Origin of the sequence: Microvirga terricola, from assembly GCF_011777495.1 — a bacterium.
Classification (GTDB): domain Bacteria; phylum Pseudomonadota; class Alphaproteobacteria; order Rhizobiales; family Beijerinckiaceae; genus Microvirga; species Microvirga terricola.
Genome location: NZ_JAATJS010000002.1, coordinates 21566 through 37596, shown reverse-complemented (window position 1 = coordinate 37596; position 16031 = coordinate 21566). Strand labels below are relative to the sequence as shown.

Annotated in this window: 15 protein-coding genes; 1 reads left to right on the top strand and 14 read right to left on the bottom strand. The window is 60.8% G+C overall.

Annotation, left to right across the window (positions count from 1 at the left end; genetic code table 11):
• Positions 1-13: 13 nt before the first annotated feature.
• The 9 genes from paaD to HB375_RS04420 form a co-directional block, all read right to left on the bottom strand.
• The gene (gene paaD / locus HB375_RS04460) at positions 14-538 is read right to left on the bottom strand and encodes a 1,2-phenylacetyl-CoA epoxidase subunit PaaD (RefSeq protein WP_167671791.1); all 525 of its coding nucleotides are present in this window, start codon (positions 536-538) and stop codon (positions 14-16) included.
• Between the two features lie 7 nt (positions 539-545).
• On the bottom strand, positions 546-1313 hold the full coding sequence (gene paaC / locus HB375_RS04455) for a 1,2-phenylacetyl-CoA epoxidase subunit PaaC (protein ID WP_167671790.1): 768 nt from the start codon (positions 1311-1313) through the stop codon (positions 546-548).
• A complete protein-coding gene (gene paaB, locus HB375_RS04450) occupies positions 1313-1597 on the bottom strand; it encodes a 1,2-phenylacetyl-CoA epoxidase subunit PaaB (protein ID WP_167671789.1) in 285 nt (94 codons plus the stop codon). The genes paaC and paaB overlap by 1 nt, the downstream gene beginning before the upstream one ends.
• A 55-nt stretch (positions 1598-1652) precedes the next feature.
• Positions 1653-2657, bottom strand: a complete 1005-nt coding sequence (gene paaA / locus HB375_RS04445; RefSeq protein ID WP_167671788.1) for a 1,2-phenylacetyl-CoA epoxidase subunit PaaA — start codon at positions 2655-2657, stop codon at positions 1653-1655.
• Between the two features lie 17 nt (positions 2658-2674).
• On the bottom strand, positions 2675-3880 hold the full coding sequence (gene pcaF, locus HB375_RS04440) for a 3-oxoadipyl-CoA thiolase (protein ID WP_167671787.1): 1206 nt from the start codon (positions 3878-3880) through the stop codon (positions 2675-2677).
• A 165-nt stretch (positions 3881-4045) separates the two neighbouring features.
• Positions 4046-4942 carry a PaaX family transcriptional regulator C-terminal domain-containing protein gene (locus tag HB375_RS04435; RefSeq protein WP_167671786.1) on the bottom strand — a complete coding sequence of 299 codons (897 nt, stop codon included), beginning with the start codon at positions 4940-4942 and terminating at the stop codon, positions 4046-4048.
• A gap of 900 nt (positions 4943-5842) precedes the next feature.
• A complete protein-coding gene (gene ilvD / locus HB375_RS04430) occupies positions 5843-7678 on the bottom strand; it encodes a dihydroxy-acid dehydratase (RefSeq protein WP_167671785.1) in 1836 nt (611 codons plus the stop codon).
• A gap of 364 nt (positions 7679-8042) precedes the next feature.
• Entirely contained in the window at positions 8043-8822 is a 780-nt protein-coding gene (locus HB375_RS04425) for an anti-sigma factor family protein (protein WP_167671784.1), read from the bottom strand.
• Positions 8819-9349, bottom strand: coding sequence for a sigma-70 family RNA polymerase sigma factor (locus tag HB375_RS04420; RefSeq protein ID WP_246728355.1), 531 nt, complete (start codon positions 9347-9349; stop codon positions 8819-8821). The genes HB375_RS04425 and HB375_RS04420 overlap by 4 nt, the downstream gene beginning before the upstream one ends.
• Before the next feature lie 228 nt (positions 9350-9577).
• On the opposite strand from HB375_RS04420, the gene HB375_RS04415 reads away from it, so the two are divergent.
• Entirely contained in the window at positions 9578-10006 is a 429-nt protein-coding gene (locus HB375_RS04415; RefSeq protein WP_167671783.1) for a nuclear transport factor 2 family protein, read from the top strand.
• 252 nt (positions 10007-10258) lie between these two features.
• Here the strand turns inward: HB375_RS04415 and HB375_RS04410 are convergent, their stop codons facing one another.
• The 5 genes from HB375_RS04410 to HB375_RS04390 are packed head-to-tail and all read right to left on the bottom strand — an operon-like array spanning position 10259 to position 15995.
• Positions 10259-11173 (bottom strand): ABC transporter permease, encoded by a 915-nt coding sequence (locus HB375_RS04410; RefSeq protein ID WP_167671782.1) that lies wholly within the window; start codon positions 11171-11173, stop codon positions 10259-10261.
• A complete protein-coding gene (locus HB375_RS04405; RefSeq protein WP_167671781.1) occupies positions 11170-12123 on the bottom strand; it encodes an ABC transporter permease in 954 nt (317 codons plus the stop codon). Before HB375_RS04405 ends, HB375_RS04410 begins: the two co-directional genes overlap by 4 nt.
• Entirely contained in the window at positions 12120-13103 is a 984-nt protein-coding gene (locus HB375_RS04400) for an ABC transporter ATP-binding protein (protein ID WP_167671780.1), read from the bottom strand. Before HB375_RS04400 ends, HB375_RS04405 begins: the two co-directional genes overlap by 4 nt.
• On the bottom strand, positions 13100-14110 hold the full coding sequence (locus HB375_RS04395) for an ABC transporter ATP-binding protein (protein ID WP_167671779.1): 1011 nt from the start codon (positions 14108-14110) through the stop codon (positions 13100-13102). Before HB375_RS04395 ends, HB375_RS04400 begins: the two co-directional genes overlap by 4 nt.
• Entirely contained in the window at positions 14100-15995 is a 1896-nt protein-coding gene (locus tag HB375_RS04390; protein WP_167671778.1) for a peptide ABC transporter substrate-binding protein, read from the bottom strand. The genes HB375_RS04395 and HB375_RS04390 overlap by 11 nt, the downstream gene beginning before the upstream one ends.
• Positions 15996-16031 lie beyond the last annotated feature (36 nt).

The window sequence follows — 16031 nt, the reverse complement described above, 5'->3', positions numbered from 1 at the left end:
CACTCCCGCATCATTAGATGCATTTGAAATAATCGAAGGGTTCAAGGCAGTCCCCGCAGCGATAGCTCGCCTTGCAGGGTGTCGATCCGAACTGACTGACCTTCTCCGTGTGGATGGATCCGCAGCGCGGGCAGGAAATCCGCAAGTTCGAGGCGCCGGACAGGCTGTTGACCCGTGCCATGAGGCGGCCGTCCGCTGCTGTTCCATCAACGGGCGGAGCTATGCCATAGACGCGGAGTTTCTCCCGACCCTCGCGGCTGATCCAGTCGGTGGTCCAGGGGGGAGCCAGCCGACGCTCCAGCCGAATCTTCTCGACACCGCGCTCGCGAAGCGCGCGCTCGATGTCCAGATTGATGACGGTGGTGGCGGGGCAACCGGTGTAAGTCGGCGTTACCGTGACGACGAGAGTATCGTGGTCCCAAGCGATGTCCCGGACGATGCCGAGATCGGCGAGGGAGATCACCGGGATCTCGGGATCCGGAACCTCTGACAGCCAATGCCAGACCTGTTCGATCGAGAACTGAGCGAGGCTGCCCATGGCCTTCTCACCAAATCGCGCCAGGATAAGCGCGCTGTAAGAACTGCATCTCGGCCAGGATGTACCCGAGATGCTCGGTGTGTACGCCGCGCTTGCCGCCCTTGTGGATGTAGTTGTCTGTCGGCCGCCTGAGTGTCGCCTCCCCCAGCACGCGCGAGACGGTCGCCTCCCACTTCGGCTTCAGGCTCGCTGGCGCGGGAGCAATGCCCGCCTCGGCAAGTGCATCATCGCCCACGTCGGTGAGGAACAATTCGCCCGTGTATGCCCAAAGATCATCCAGCGCACTTTGCATGTGGCGGTGGCTTTCGGCGGAGCCATCCCCCAAGCGAATGATCAGGTCGGCAGACCGTTCGAGGTGGTATGAAACTTCCTTTAGGACCTTGGCCGAGATCTCGGCGATACGAGCGTTGCTGGATTCCTGCAGGGCGGTGAGCAGTTCGAAGTGCCAGACATCGAACAAGAACTGGCGCATCAGCGTCTGGCCGAAATCGCCGTTGGGTCGCTCAACCAACAGCACGTTTCGGAACTCGGCAGCGTCACGCAGATAGGCCAGGCTATCGGCAGTCCGGCCCTTACCCTCAACTTCACCGGCAAGCCCCAGCCAGAGCTGCGTCTCACCTATGAGGTCGAGCGCCGTGTTGGCCAGAGCAATATCCTCTTCCAGCACAGGGGAGTGGCCACACCACTGCGAGACACGGTGGCCAAGGATCAGAGCGTTGTCGCCTGTGCGGAGGAGAAACTCGAGAAGGAAAGATGGATTGACACTCGTAGCCATCACATGTGCCCCACTTCTTCCGGAATGTCGTAGAATGTGGGGTGTCGATAAACCTTGGAGTTAGATGGCTCGAACAGAGGTCCCTTGTTCGAAGGGCTCGACGCAGTGATGTCGTTTGACTTCACCACCCAGATGCTCACACCTTCGTTGCGACGAGTGTAGACGTCGCGGGCATGCTTGATCGCCATCTCAGCGTCGGGAGCATGCAGGCTGCCAACGTGGCGATGGTTGAGGCCGTGCTGGCCGCGGATGAACACTTCCCAGAGAGGCCATTCGCTAGACACGGATCATTCTCCCAGATTGAGGAAGGCGACGGGACATTCCGGCGCCGGGGATATCTTACTCGGCGGCAATACCGGCTGCTGCCCGACGACTCGCCGTCTTCTCGGCATGAGCCACAAGGCCATCGCGGAACCATGCGCCGTCCTCCCAGGCCTTGACCCGGGCATTCATGCGCTCGCGGTTACAGGGGCCGTTACCGGCGATCACATCGAAGAATTCCGACCAGTCGGGCTCGGAGAAGTCGTAGCCGCCCTTATCCTCGTTCCACTTGAGGTTCTCGTCGGGAATCGTCAGGCCGAGATATTTGGCCTGCGGGACGGTCTGGTCGACGAACTTCTGGCGGAGCTCGTCATTCGTGTTGATCTTGATTTTCCAGGCCATGGATTGCGCGGAGTGAACGGAGTCCTTGTCCGAGGGACCGAACATCATCAGCGACGGATACCAGAACCGGCTGAGAGCATCCTGGGCCATGGCCTTCTGGGCCGGATTGCCGAAGGCCATCTTCATCATGATGTCGTAGCCCTGGCGCTGATGGAAGCTCTCCTCCTTGCAGATACGGATCATCGCCCGACTGTAAGGGCCGTACGATGTCTTCTGCAGCTGGACTTGATTCATGATCGCGGCGCCGTCGACGAGCCAGCCCACCGCTCCGATATCGGCCCAGTTAAGTGTCGGATAGTTGAAGATTGAGGAGTACTTCATCTTGCCCGAGTGGAGCATAGCGAGCAGCTCGTCACGGCTCACGCCCAGCGTTTCAACCGCGCTATAGAGATAGAGACCATGACCAGCTTCGTCCTGGACCTTGGCCAGTAGAATGGCCTTGCGTTCGAGCGTCGGAGCGCGAGTGATCCAATTGCCTTCGGGGAGCTGACCGACGATTTCCGAATGGGCATGCTGCCCGATCTGGCGGATGAGAGTCTTACGGTATCCCTCCGGCATCCACTCCTTGGGCTCGATCTTCTCGCCGCGCCCGATCCGTTCCTGGAACTCGCGCTCCTCGGGCGTCATCTCGTCTAGGCTCTTTAAGCGATCGCTATCGGTCTTGACCATCTGAGCATACATAGCGGCGTGCCTTCGGTTCAAACGCGTTCAAGGATCAGGGCAATTCCCTGACCAACACCGATGCACATCGTGCAAAGCGCGTAGCGGCCGCCCTGCCGGTGCAATTGGTACATGGCTGTGGTCACGAGGCGGGCGCCGCTCATTCCGAGAGGATGACCAAGCGCGATCGCGCCGCCATTGGGGTTCACATGGGCCGCATCGTCGGGCAACCCAAGATCGCGCAAAACCGCCAGAGCCTGGGCCGCGAATGCTTCATTCAGTTCGATCACGTCCATCTTGTCCAGGGTGAGCCCGGCACGGGCCAGGACCTTTCGAACGGCAGGAGTCGGCCCCACCCCCATGATCCGCGGCTCTACGCCGGCGGCAGCCATGGCCACGATGCGGGCCTTGGGGGTGAGACCCTGCTGCCGCGCGCTCACCTCGGACGCGATCACCATCGCGGCGGCCCCATCGTTCACACCCGACGCATTGCCGGCAGTGACCGTCAGGTCGGGTCCATTGACGCCCTTGAGCTTCGCGAGTTGCTCGACTGTCGTGTCGGGACGCGGATGCTCGTCACGATCGAAGATGATGGACTCGCCTTTCTTTTGTGCAATCCGAACGGGCACAATTTCGTTGGCAAAGATGCCCGCCTCCTGGGCAGCCGCCCAACGGGCCTGGCTGCGCGCCGCAAAGGCATCCTGATCGGCCCGGGCGACCCTGAAATCGGCGGCTACGTTGTCCGCGGTCTCCGGCATGGAGTGCGCACCGTACACGTCCTTGATCTTGGGGTTCGCGAAGCGCCAGCCGATCGTCGTGTCATAGACCGCGCTCGAGCGAGAGAAGGCGCTGTCCGCCTTGGGCATAACGAAAGGTGCCCGCGTCATGCTCTCGACACCGCCAGCAATGACCATGTCGCAATCGCCGGAACGGATCGCCCGTGCTGCCATGCCGGCCGCATCCATACCGGAACCACACAGGCGGTTCACCGTCGTGCCGGGGACCGAGATCGGCAACCCGGACAGCAAAATCGCCATGCGGCCAACGTTGCGGTTGTCCTCGCCGGCCTGATTGGCACAGCCATAGATGAGATCGTCGACCCTGCTCCATTCGACTTGGGGACTGCGATTCATCAGCGCCGCAAGGGGCAATGCCGCGAGATCATCTGCCCGCACTGAGGCGAGAGCACCGCCATATCGTCCGATAGGGGTCCTGACAGCGTCGCAAATGAACGCTTCGGCCATTCTTTCCTCCCGTGTCGTAAGAGCGATCATCGCCGCGCATTTTTATTAATCGACCGGTCGGTCAGTCTATAACAAATAAAACATCACAGTTCAAGCGCAATCATGTGAATTTTTGTGACATTTCCGAACCCAACGGTTCAAAACGCCTTAAATGGGCCGTTATGCTCATCCGCGGAGAGAATGCTCCAGTCTGGCCGCTCTTCGCGCCGTGGCGGGAGTTTCAGGGGACAGCGGCCCTTCTTCCGCGACAAAGCGGCTTGCGACATGGGAGTCGGCTAGAGGCGAAAGGGCGATGTAAAGGCGCACGAACAATTCCCTGGCCCTGTGCCCAATCCAGTTTGTTGGAAGCGCCTCACGGGGCAGGCCAGGATCACGCAGTGCGACATGCCGGAATTGATGAACCAGCAGGAGTCTGAGTTGTAGCGATTGATCGGGCGAGACGCGAAGGCCATCCGAGAGCAGGTGCTCCACAGGGCTGAAAAGCGCCAGGAAACGACTGTAAGCAGCCTCATGGGCACCCAGGTCCCAATGGGCGGCAGCAAACTCCCGAAGCGCCTCGGAAGCAGCAGCACCGGCTGCCTCGAAGACAACTGCTGCGCTTTCACTTGGTAGCCGGGCGGACGGACCAACCAGCCACTGGCCCGACAGTTTTGCGAAACCAGCGGCCTCCAGTTTTCCGGAGACGCCCTCGCTTTGTGTAGGCGAGAGCCAAACGAAGGACCAGCCACGGGACTCTTCTGGCTCAAAAAGGATCCGTGCCGCCTGTAGGAATTCACGCTGCGCTGCCGGAGTCAGCCGATAGTAGCTGCGCCGCCCTCCGCGTTCGCCCACGAGCTGCTGTGCCGAAACAAGACGGGACACGGCGGTCCTGACAAGCGTCTCACTGATCCCGACGCTGGAGCAGGTTTCAATTATATTGCCGATCCACACACGGCCGCCCCGTGGCTCAACAACATCGCCGTAGATCGTCACAATGAAGCTCCCAGCGCGCAATATCATGTTGTCCACGATCTGCGTCACTAGAGCCTGCGCGTCAGACAGACTGGTCAAGTTCGTACCCATTGTTCCATGAGGCGAATAAGACACTTCGTGAAACCGCCCAACCTATTTCGGTCCAAAGCGAACTTTCGAGGGCCATCCAGCTCAGTCATGGCACTATAATTCTTCTTGTATTCGGTCAAAAAGAGGAACGCACGCATTGCGGCAGCTTTATCCAGACCCTCGAAGGGCTAATATACGCTGTTCTCCCTTCTGGGCGTGGTCAACTAAAGCAAGCTAGTGCCCTTCGATGTCACCATACTTTGAATTGGCGTCACTTTTATAGACACTCCACGAGGCACAGTAACACCGACTCCTGGCATGGAGGTGTCGCGCAGTGGCTTCGTCAAACTATTTGCGACCATTCCAGTCGGCAACATGGAGCCCCGGAAATCCCGGAACGGTTCGCATCGTCGCTACTACGGTGGTTGCGCGAACGTGGATGTCGTCGAAGATCTAGTAATCGAGCCGGAGACCAACTCTTCGGCAGCACTTCGCCAATGTCCGGCCGAGCAGCCCGGCTGATTGGGCGGCCCTCCTCGCTCTTCTCAATCCCGGAGACGGGCAGCCATCTCATCGACCTGGAAAAGTGCGCGGCTCACGCAAGAGCATCGCCCTAGGCTCCCGATTGCCGGCGGCTCGCATTGAGGACGAGCTTGTTGTCGGTGACGCATAGGCCCTTAGCTGTTCCGGAGACAGATGCTCGATCCGGATCACCGGAACCGAAAATCCCGACGAGCGCCTGTGGCGGCGAATCCGATGGGAGATTACTGACGCCCCCCACTCCCGTGGCTCCCGCCTCTCACAGCGACTAGCCTGAGGAGGAGGTCTGGCCAGCTTGTCAGCACCCCGCGCAGGACGCGAGAGGTCATGCAAGCTGGCCTGCGGCGGAGCTCGTCAGCCGGGCTCCGCAATCGGGCCAGATCATTCCGGCAGGATGCGGACCGCCCCCTTGTCGGCGGAAGCGGCAAAGGCGGCATAGGCCTTCAGCGCCGTGGTCACGTTGCGCTCGCGCGGGGCTGCGGGCTTCCAGCCGAGCTTATCCTGTTCGGCGCGGCGGGCCGCCAGCTCCTCATCGGAGATCGCAAGATTGATCGTCCGATTGGGAATGTCGATTTCGATGATGTCGCCGTTGCGCACCAGACCGATCGCTCCGCCCTGTGCCGCCTCGGGCGAGACATGGCCGATGGAAAGCCCCGAAGTGCCGCCCGAGAACCGCCCATCGGTGATTAGCGCGCAGGCTTTGCCGAGGCCCCGCGATTTCAGATAGCTGGTCGGGTAAAGCATCTCCTGCATGCCCGGCCCGCCTTTGGGGCCTTCGTAGCGGATCACCACCACGTCGCCCGCCTTGACCTCCTTGCCGAGGATGCCCTTCACGGCGGCGTCCTGGCTCTCGTACACCACGGCCGGGCCGGTGAACTTGAGGATGGTTTCATCCACGCCGGCGGTTTTCACGATGCAGCCGTCGAGCGCGACATTGCCCTTGAGCACCGCCAGGCCGCCATCCTTCGAGAAGGGATGCTGGACCGAGCGGATCACGCCCTTTTCGCGGTCGAGATCCAGCTCGTCCCAACGAGCTTCCTGGCTGAACGCGATCTGGGTCGGAACGCCGCCGGGAGCCGCCCTGAAGAACGTGCGCACGCTCTCGCTTTCCGTGCGGTCGATGGCCCAGCGTTCGATCGCCTCACCTAGGGTGGACGTGTGGACCGTCGGCGTATCGCGGTGGATCAGGCCACCCGCATCCAATTGGCCAAGGATCGCCATGATGCCGCCGGCGCGATGGACGTCCTCCATATGCACGTCCTGCTTGGCTGGGGCGACCTTCGACAGGCAAGGCACCTTGCGCGACAATGCGTCGATGTCGTCCATGGTGAAGTCGATCTCGCCCTCATGCGCGGCGGCAAGGATATGCAGCACCGTGTTGGTGGAGCCACCCATGGCAATGTCAAGCGACATAGCATTCTCGAAAGCCCGCTTGTTCGCCACGCTGCGCGGCAGAACCGAAGCGTCGTCCTGTTCATAATAGCGCTTGGCAAGGTCTACGATGAGATGGCCTGCCTCGACGAACAACCGCTTGCGGTCGGCATGGGTGGCAAGCGTCGATCCATTGCCGGGCAGCGAAAGGCCCAGAGCCTCGGTCAGGCAGTTCATCGAATTCGCCGTGAACATGCCCGAGCACGAGCCGCAGGTTGGGCAGGCCGAGCGCTCGATGACCTGCACATCGGCATCCGAGACATTCTCATCTGCAGCAGCGACCATGGCATCCACGAGATCCAGCGCATGCGTCTTGCCATGCAGGACCACCTTGCCGGCCTCCATCGGCCCGCCCGAGACGAAGACGGCGGGAATGTTCAGCCGCATCGCCGCGTTGAGCATGCCGGGTGTGATCTTGTCGCAGTTCGAGATGCAGACCATGGCATCGGCACAATGGGCATTGACCATGTACTCGACGCTGTCGGCGATAATCTCACGCGATGGCAGCGAATAGAGCATGCCGTCATGCCCCATGGCGATGCCGTCATCCACTGCGATGGTGTTGAACTCTTTCGCAATGCCGCCTGCCGCCTCGATCTCTCGCGCGACAAGCTGACCGAGGTCTTTCAAATGGACATGGCCGGGAACGAATTGGGTAAAGGAATTGACCACGGCAATGATAGGTTTGCCAAAGTCGCCATCCCTCACCCCGGTAGCACGCCAGAGGCCGCGGGCCCCAGCCATGTTACGGCCATGTGTTGTGGTTCTTGAACGATAAGCTGGCATCGGGCGGGCGTCTTTCACTTACATGTCGCTCTGAACCAGAGCAGGATCATCGACCTGAATAAACCTTTGCGCTGCCCGATACCATAGGCTCAGGCATCATAGCCCAAACATGACAATAGCGGCGCGGGCGACAGCAGGGAGAAAGACCTCTATCGTAAGCTATGCCCCTCTCTGCGTGCCAGATTGATAATGTGTTTCAAAGACTTGCCGACGGTCACCATCGCCTGGCCGAACCAGCTCGCGCGTGCCCGGACCAAAGTGATCGCCGGCCTGCAGAGCGCACCGCGGGGGCGGCGTCGCGGATGGGACGACGTCGCCGCCAGGACGGCTTTATCGGCCCGCTGATCGTCTTCTCCTGGTTTGGTCAGGCGTGGGTGCCCACCTGTCTCCGGGCGTCGTCAGCGATATCTCGAAGAGCCTCGGCCTGAACCGGACCGACAATGCTATAGCCAAGCCCGTTGCCCACCCATGCAAAGCCATTGACGCCGCCCTGTCGGACAGGAGACATTGGAAGCTCTTGGGCAGCCTCGATAGGACGCGCGAGAATGACAAGGCGTGTTCCCCGGTCGTTGTCGTACATGAACAGGGCAGCAGGACCGTAGTCGGTTGGCACGACGCGACCACCCATGAAGTGATAGCCGGATGCTGCAAGATCTGGAATGGCAATCGGTCGACCGACCCGCTTGGCCGTCCAGGCAGCGAGAGTTTTGCTATCATCCGCGCGGATTTCGACCGGGCGCACCAGATCGGGAGCATAGGCGAAATAGCTCGCGGCTGCCTCCCGCGCCAGTGATTGCACAGTTGCCGAGGATGGCTGATCCAAGCCGCGCAAGATCCAGCCCCCTGCCCCTCCGATGATCATGAGAGCCACAGCTGCGGCCACGCCCGCCCATCGTGGCATTGTGCGCGGCCGTCGCCGCTCCCAGATCATACGCGAAACATCGAGCTCAGGTGGAATGGGCTCTTCGGCAATTGGCTGAAGGGCGGTTCGCAGCATATCCCGCTGCTCAGTGTACAGCGCGATCCTTTGCGCCACGTCCGGATGGGCCTCGAGATAGGCGATGACCTCTTTGCGGCGGGGGACATCGAGTCTTCCGTCGACAAAGGCGTTGAGGTCGTCTTCAGTAATGGGTCGGGAACTCATTTAATGCTCCGGAGGTGCAAGCGGGGGGCGTCCGGTCGAAGATCGGCTGACATCAGACGCGTGAGGCGCTCGCGGGCGCGGGACAGACGCGACATGATCGTGCCGATCGGGATATCCAGCACTTGCGCCGCATCTGCGTAAGAAAGGTCTTCGACGGTAACGAGCAGTAGGACTGTGCGCTGTTCCTCAGGCAACTCTGTCAAGGCGGACAGCAAATCACGATAGCGTAAACGGTCTTCCTGTGGGGCCGTGCATGAGAGGCTTGCTTCATCGACATCCTCGATCGACACATGTGCGGGCCGTTGAACTTGTCGCCGCAGCCGTGTCATGGCCAGATTGTGCAGGATGGTGAACATCCAAGCACGGGGATCTTCCTCATTGCGTCTCTGATACCAACGACCGATCGCACGTTCCAGGCAGTCCTGCACCAGATCGTCCGCATCGGAGCGGTCGCGCATCAACGCGCGAGCATAGCGTCGTAACGCCGGCACAAGCGGTTCGAGCTGGCGCACCATATCGGCGGTCATTATCTTACCTTGCATTGAAGAAAAGAGCGAACCACCTATCGCCGTTGGCGGAGCACCTCTTCCTGGGACCTTAGCAAAGATTGCCGATCTATCCGGCGTCGGAAAGATAGACCCTTCGTAGGCCTTCTTATTCCGTGAACCAATCTTTTTATTTTTTTGATCGAGCGGAATAACTCCTCGTCGGACGCGTCTTAGTCATGTGCATTTCAAACCAGGAGGTAACCGAAGATGCGCCGACAGACCAATCTTGCCACCCCGCTTGTCCTTGCGGCCCTTGTAGCCACTCCCGCGCTGGCGGGTCCGGCCGAAGACCTTGCAAAAGCACGCATCAAGAGCATTGCGGCGGGGGATCTGACTACCGTCACCGGGGCATATGCGGAGGGCGCCGCTCTGCATTGGGTTGGCGGGCCTCTTAATGGCAACTACGCCGCGCCCGGGGCGATCAGTGGAGTCTGGTCCAAGTTCTTCGCTGCGCAGGGCGGCCAGAATGCGACTATCGCTGCCACTTCCGAAGCTGCCAATCCTGCCGGCGCGACCGTGACGGCCGATGTGACCTTCGCCGGCACTAATAAAATCAAGGTCCGCTATGTCCTCGTCTATCGGGACGGCAAGCTTGTAACCGAGATCTGGCAGGTCAACCCGGCCGCAACCTACTGACGATCCCATCGCGTAAAAACTCGGATACCCTTGCTTAGATGCTGTCTGAATCCGTCGGTGTTCTCAACATAGGGCCCGGGCTACTTCCGTCAGCAAGTGACAAGCTCGTTTGAAACGAGCTTGTCACTTCCGCTGATGAAACAGTTCCGCGTGTCGGTGCCCCCACCGACCTCCAGATAGCCGTCGTCGAAAGACGCGATGGATGGATAGAGCACATCATCAAGGGCGTATTTAAGAAGTTCGCCCGCCATTTTATTCTGCCCGCGGATCAAAAGCGTCCTGAAGACCATCGCCGATGAAGTTCACGGCGATGACAGTAGTGAAGATGAAAAGTCCGGGATAGATCGCGAGCAGCGGGGCGGTTGCCACGAGTTCCTGTGCGTTGTTGAGCATGTTGCCCCAGCTCGGCGTCGGCGGGACAATGCCGAACCCTAAGAAGCTCAAAACCGCCTCGAAGAGGATGACGCTGCCCAGCACCTGGCTGCACGCGACAATGATCGGCGCGATCACGTTGGGTAGAACGCTGCGCAGCAGGATGCGGATTGTCCCCGCTCCTGAGACGCGGGCGGCCAGCACGAATTCTCGCTCGCGGATGCTGAGCGTGGAGGCGCGCACAAGGCGGGCGATCCGGGTCCAGTCGATCAGGGCAATGATCAGGACGATCCGGTAGAAGCTCGCCGCGCCCGAGCGCGCAAAATCGGTCGAGAAGCCGAGCTTCGTCAGATCGATCGCGGCCAGCACGATGAGAAGCGGCAGGAGCGGAAGAGCGATGATACCGTCGGTAAAACGCATCAGCAGCGCGTCCACGCGTCCGCCAAAATAGCCGGCAGCAAGCCCGATTGAGATACCGATCACCGCGCCGAGAAACGTTGCGGCAAAGCCGACGGCGAGCGACACCTGCCCGCCATACATGAGCCGGATGAGGACATCACGCCCCAACTCATCGTGCCCCAGCCAGTTCGTAGCGGAAGGCGGATCGAAGCGGGAAAGCAGATCCGCATTGTTGGCATCGATGCCTAAGAAGGCTTCGAGCGGGAAAGCGGCCAGGGAGAACATGATCAGGCCGATAAGAACGCAAAGGCCAGCAAGCGCCGTCCTGTTGCGCCGGAACCGCGCCCAGCGCCTTTGCCAGGGCGAGGCATGCAAGGTCATCGCGCTTGCGGTCATGTCACAGAAATCCTCGGATCGAGCCAGGCATAGGCGATATCGGCTAGAAGATTGCCGATCAGGGTCGCGAAGGTGGCAAAGAGCAGGGCGACAAGCGCCAGATTGAAATCGTTGCCCAGGATCGCATCGTAGATCGTCTTGCCGAGGCCGCGCTGCGCGAACATGGTCTCGGTAATCAGCGCTCCAGAGAACAACGTGCCGAAATTCACGCCGATCACCGTGATCACCGAGGTCAGGGCATTGGGAAAGGCATGGCGCAGAACGACGCGCGGCTCGCGCGCGCCCTTGGCTCGCGCGGTGCGGATGAAATCCATGCGCAGAGTCTCGATCATCGACGAGCGCGCATAGCGGGTCACGCCGCCCAGGTTGGCAATGACGAGGGTCGCCACAGGAAGAATGAGATAGCGCGCGCTGTCCCAGAACCCTCCCTCGCCGGGCCGCCCCATTCCGCTGGCCGGAAGCCAGCCGAGCCCAACCGCGAAGGCCAGGATGAGAATCAGGGCGAGCCAGAAGGACGGAATGGAGATGCCCGCGAAGCTCACGAAGCTGATGAGCGTATCGAACTTGCCGCCCGGCCTAATGGCGGAGCGGATGCCGAGAGCGATGGCGAGAATGCTGCTGATCGCGAGAGTGAGCGCGACGAGCTTCGTCGTCTGCCAAAGCGCCGGGCCGACGATATCGAGAACGGGCCGGGCATAGACGCGGGAGAAGCCGAAATCACCGTTCAAGGCGGCGATCAGCCAGCGCCAGTAGCGGGCGATGAGCGGCTGGTCGAGGCCATGCAGCGCACGCAGCCGATCCGCATCGGCCGCCGTCATGCCGGGATTCGACAGGACCATGAGATCGATGGGATCGCCCGGCATGAGACCGATGAGGCCGTAAACCACGAAAGACATGACGAGTAGGACGACCGCCATGCCGAGAAGGCGACGCAGGAGAAAGACGATCATGCGGCCTCCTTGCGCTCCGCGAAATGGCAGGCCGTGAGATGAGCCACATCGCTATGTGTTTTGAGCTCCGGGCGTTCGCGGCGGCAGATTTCCTGCGCGAGCGGGCAACGGGGATGGAAGGCGCAGCCTGACGGCACAGCGAGAGGGCTTGGAAGATCGCCTGCGATCAGGGTTCTTTTCCGGCGCCCCTGCCCGATGCGCGGCACGGCTGCCAGAAGTCCTTGCGTATAGGGATGTCGGGGATTGGCGAACAGCGCATCGCGCCCGGCGATTTCCACGAGACGGCCGAGATACATCACCGCGACGCGGTCGGCGATGTGATGAACGGCAGCAAGATCATGGCTGATGAAGAGATAGCTGAGTCCGCGCTCGCGCTTGAGAGCGCCAAGCAGGTTGAGCACTTGGCTCTGCACCGAAACATCGAGGGCGGATAACGGCTCATCGGCGACGATAAGTTCCGGCTCAGGCGCGAGCGCCCGTGCAATCGCGATGCGCTGGCGCTGGCCGCCCGAGAATTCGTGCGGATAGCGATTGAGGGAATCCGCCGGCAAGCCGACCTGCCCGATCAGATCCTGCACGCGCTCGCGGATCTCGCGCGCGCTGCCCATACGGTTGATCTTCAAAGGCTCGCTCAAAATCTCGAAAACGGTCATGCGCGGATCGAGCGAGGAGAATGGGTCCTGAAAGACCATCTGGATCGCGCGGCGCACAGGCTTCCGGCTGGCTCGCGGCAGATTAAAGATGTCTTGCCCTCGAAACGAAACCGTGCCTTTCGGTGCTTTGTAAAGGCCGGCAGTGGCGCGGCCTGCCGTCGTCTTGCCGCAGCCGCTCTCGCCCACGAGAGCCAAGGTCTCGCCGGGAGCGATATCGAAGCTCACATCCTGGACGGCCTGAATGACGCGACGGCGCCTCGGCAGAAGCGACACGCCGCCGACCGGGAAACTGATGGTCAATTCCTTGACTGAAAGAAGAGCGGTCATGGACGAACCTTATGGCAGGCAACATCGTGCCCAGGGCTTATCGAGCGCAAGACAGGTATAAGGGCATGGCATTCCGAATCCGCCTTCACGCACCGCCCGGCAAAGCGGCATCCCTTGAGGGTTCCATCAAGGCGCGGAACCATGCCGGGAATGACCGGCAGTTCATCCTGACGATTCTCAATCTTCGGCAGGGTGGCGATCAGTCCCTGCGTGTAGGGATGAAGCGGGTTGGAAAAGAGCTCATCGGCGCTCGCGCGCTCCACGATCTGGCCCGCATACATAACGATCACGTCGTCCGCGATCTCCGACACCACGGCGAGATTGTGGCTGATGAATTGCACCGCCATGCCGATCTCATCCTGCAAACGCTGCATCAGTTCGAGGATCTGCGCCTGGATCGTCACGTCGAGCGCTGTCGTAGGCTCGTCCGCGATCAGCACGTCGGGACGGCAGGCAAGCGCCATGGCGATCACGACACGTTGGCGCATGCCGCCCGAGAGTTGATGCGGATAGGCATTTGCGCGCTCGGCAGGAGATGGGATGCCGACGAGGCGTAATTCTTCGACCGCGCGCTCACGCGCCTCCTTCCAGCTTAGACCCTCATGAAGGTGCAGCACCTCCGCGATCTGATCGCCAATCCGCATGGCGGGGTTGAGCGCCGTCATCGGTTCCTGAAACACCATCGCGATGCGCTTGCCGCGAATCTCCGGCCATTCGTCTATCGCAATTTCGGACAGGCCTTGACCGCTGACGCTGATGCGTCCCGTGACGCACCCCTGTTTTGGAACTAGTCCCAAAAGAGCCAGCGCCGTCATGGATTTGCCGCAGCCGCTTTCGCCGACGACACCGAGCGTCTGCCCGCGCGCGATCGCGTAGCTCACGCCATCGACGACGCGCTTGTTTCCTTCATGAGACGAAAAATCGACGGACAAGCCGTCGACTTCGAGAGCGAGGGGAGAGGCGAGCCTGGACGGTCCAGGCTCGCTTTCAAGGCGGTTAGATCGCATGCCAGGTTTCAGCCCAGTGCGTGCTGACACCGCTGCCGGTAGGCTCGACACCCTTCAGCCATTTCGGGAGGGCGAAGGGCTGGACGCGGAAGAAGAGCGGGAGAACCGGCAGCTCCTCCACATAGATCTTTTGCAGCTCAGACCAGAGTTTCTTGCGAGCGGCAGGATCGAGTTCGACGAGGAGCTTGTCCAAAGCCGCATCGAACTGCGGATTGGAGAAAGCCGCGATGTTATTGCCGGCCCAGTTGTTGCCCTCGACAGGAATGGCCGAGGTGTGAAGGTTGCGCACCGGCGGCTCATCCGGATCGCTGGTCCAGGCATAAAGGGCAAGGCCTCCATAGGTGCGCTTGCGGGCCGTCTCGCCGAAGAACGTGCGTCCCGGCTCGTTCTTGATCACGACCTCGACGCCAACCTCGCGCCACTGGCTCTGCAGAACCTGCTGCACGAGTTCGCGCACCTTGTTGCCGGCCGTCGTGCTGAAATCGAGGGATAGACGCTGGCCCTGCGCATTGACCCTGATCTTGTCGGGCCCCGCCTTCCATCCTGCCTCCTCCAACAACGCCGCCGCCTTCTTCGGATCGTAGGCGAATTTGGTGACACTGTTGTCGTAGAAGGGGCTGATCGGCGCGAGGAAGGTGTCGGCCACGGGCTCACGGCTGTCGAAGAGCTTATCCGTCAGCGCCTTGCGATTGATCGCATAGAGCAGAGCCTGGCGGACGCGCTTGTCCTGCAGGATCGGATTGTTCTTCTGCAGATCGATGTGCTCGTAGGTGTAGCTCGGCTTGTAGATGAAGTCGAACTTGGCCTTGTGAGCCTTTTCGAGCTCCAGCACCTGATCGGTGGTGAGGCCCACGCCATCGCCTGCCGCGAAATCCACATCGCCCGACAGGACGTTGGCCTGAAGCGCCGCCGAGTTCTCGATGGTGCGAATGACGATACGTTTGAAGTAAGGCGCCTTGCCGTACCAATGCGGGTTCGGTTCGAGTATGATGTTGGAGCCCGACTGAATCTCCTTGATCAGGTAAGGGCCGTTGTAGAGGCCGGGCGTCGTCGAGGCGCGGTTATAGGCCGTATTTTTCGGATATTCGGCAACGCCGACGCTTTTAACGATAGGGCCTTCGATATGCTCCGGCAGGATGCGGAAGCGTCCGAGTTCGTTGTAATCGCTGCGAACCGTCTTGGTGTGGAGAATGACGGTCTTGTCGTCGATCACCTCGATTTTCTCGAAACGGTCATAGGCATCGAGGCTCAAGAAGCCCGCTTCCTTCTGGCGTCCGAGATTCCAGGTGAAGAGCACGTCCTTCGCGGTCACCGGAACGCTGTCACCCCAGGTGGCCTTGGGATGGATCTTGAACGTGATGGCGATGCCCTTCGAGCCGTCGTCGCGAGTCTCGATCTTGGCAAGGCCGTTCTCGATCGTCGGGAATTCGGAGCAGAGGAGGCAGACGTTCTTGCCCTCGCCGTTGAAAGCCGTCGCCTGGCGGAAGACGAAGCCCAACACGTAATCCTTCGAGGTGATGGCCTCATGGTTGGGATTGAGGTTCGAGGGATATTGCGTGGCGCCGATGACCAGCTGATCCTTGGCGGCCCATGCGGTTCCGAACGAGCCCAGCGTCGCCACGACGGCAAGCGCTGTCCGCAAGCTCCATTTCCCGGAGCGTTGAAGAGAAGACATCAGAATAGACCTTTTCTTGGAGTTGAAGGAGGAACGCTGTTTGCGGAGCGTGTCGTGTACAGCGCGAATGGCATGGGCGATGCTGGGGAACACTTCTCGATCCAGAGATCGGAAGGCCGCTTCAGCCGCGAAGAACCGGAAGCCGCCTTCGGTGGCGACGATCACGCCTGCGGCAATTTCCTCGATTTCGATGATGTGAGCGGTCGGCATGGCAAAACTCTCCTGCCGCCGGCAGAGGAAAGGCGG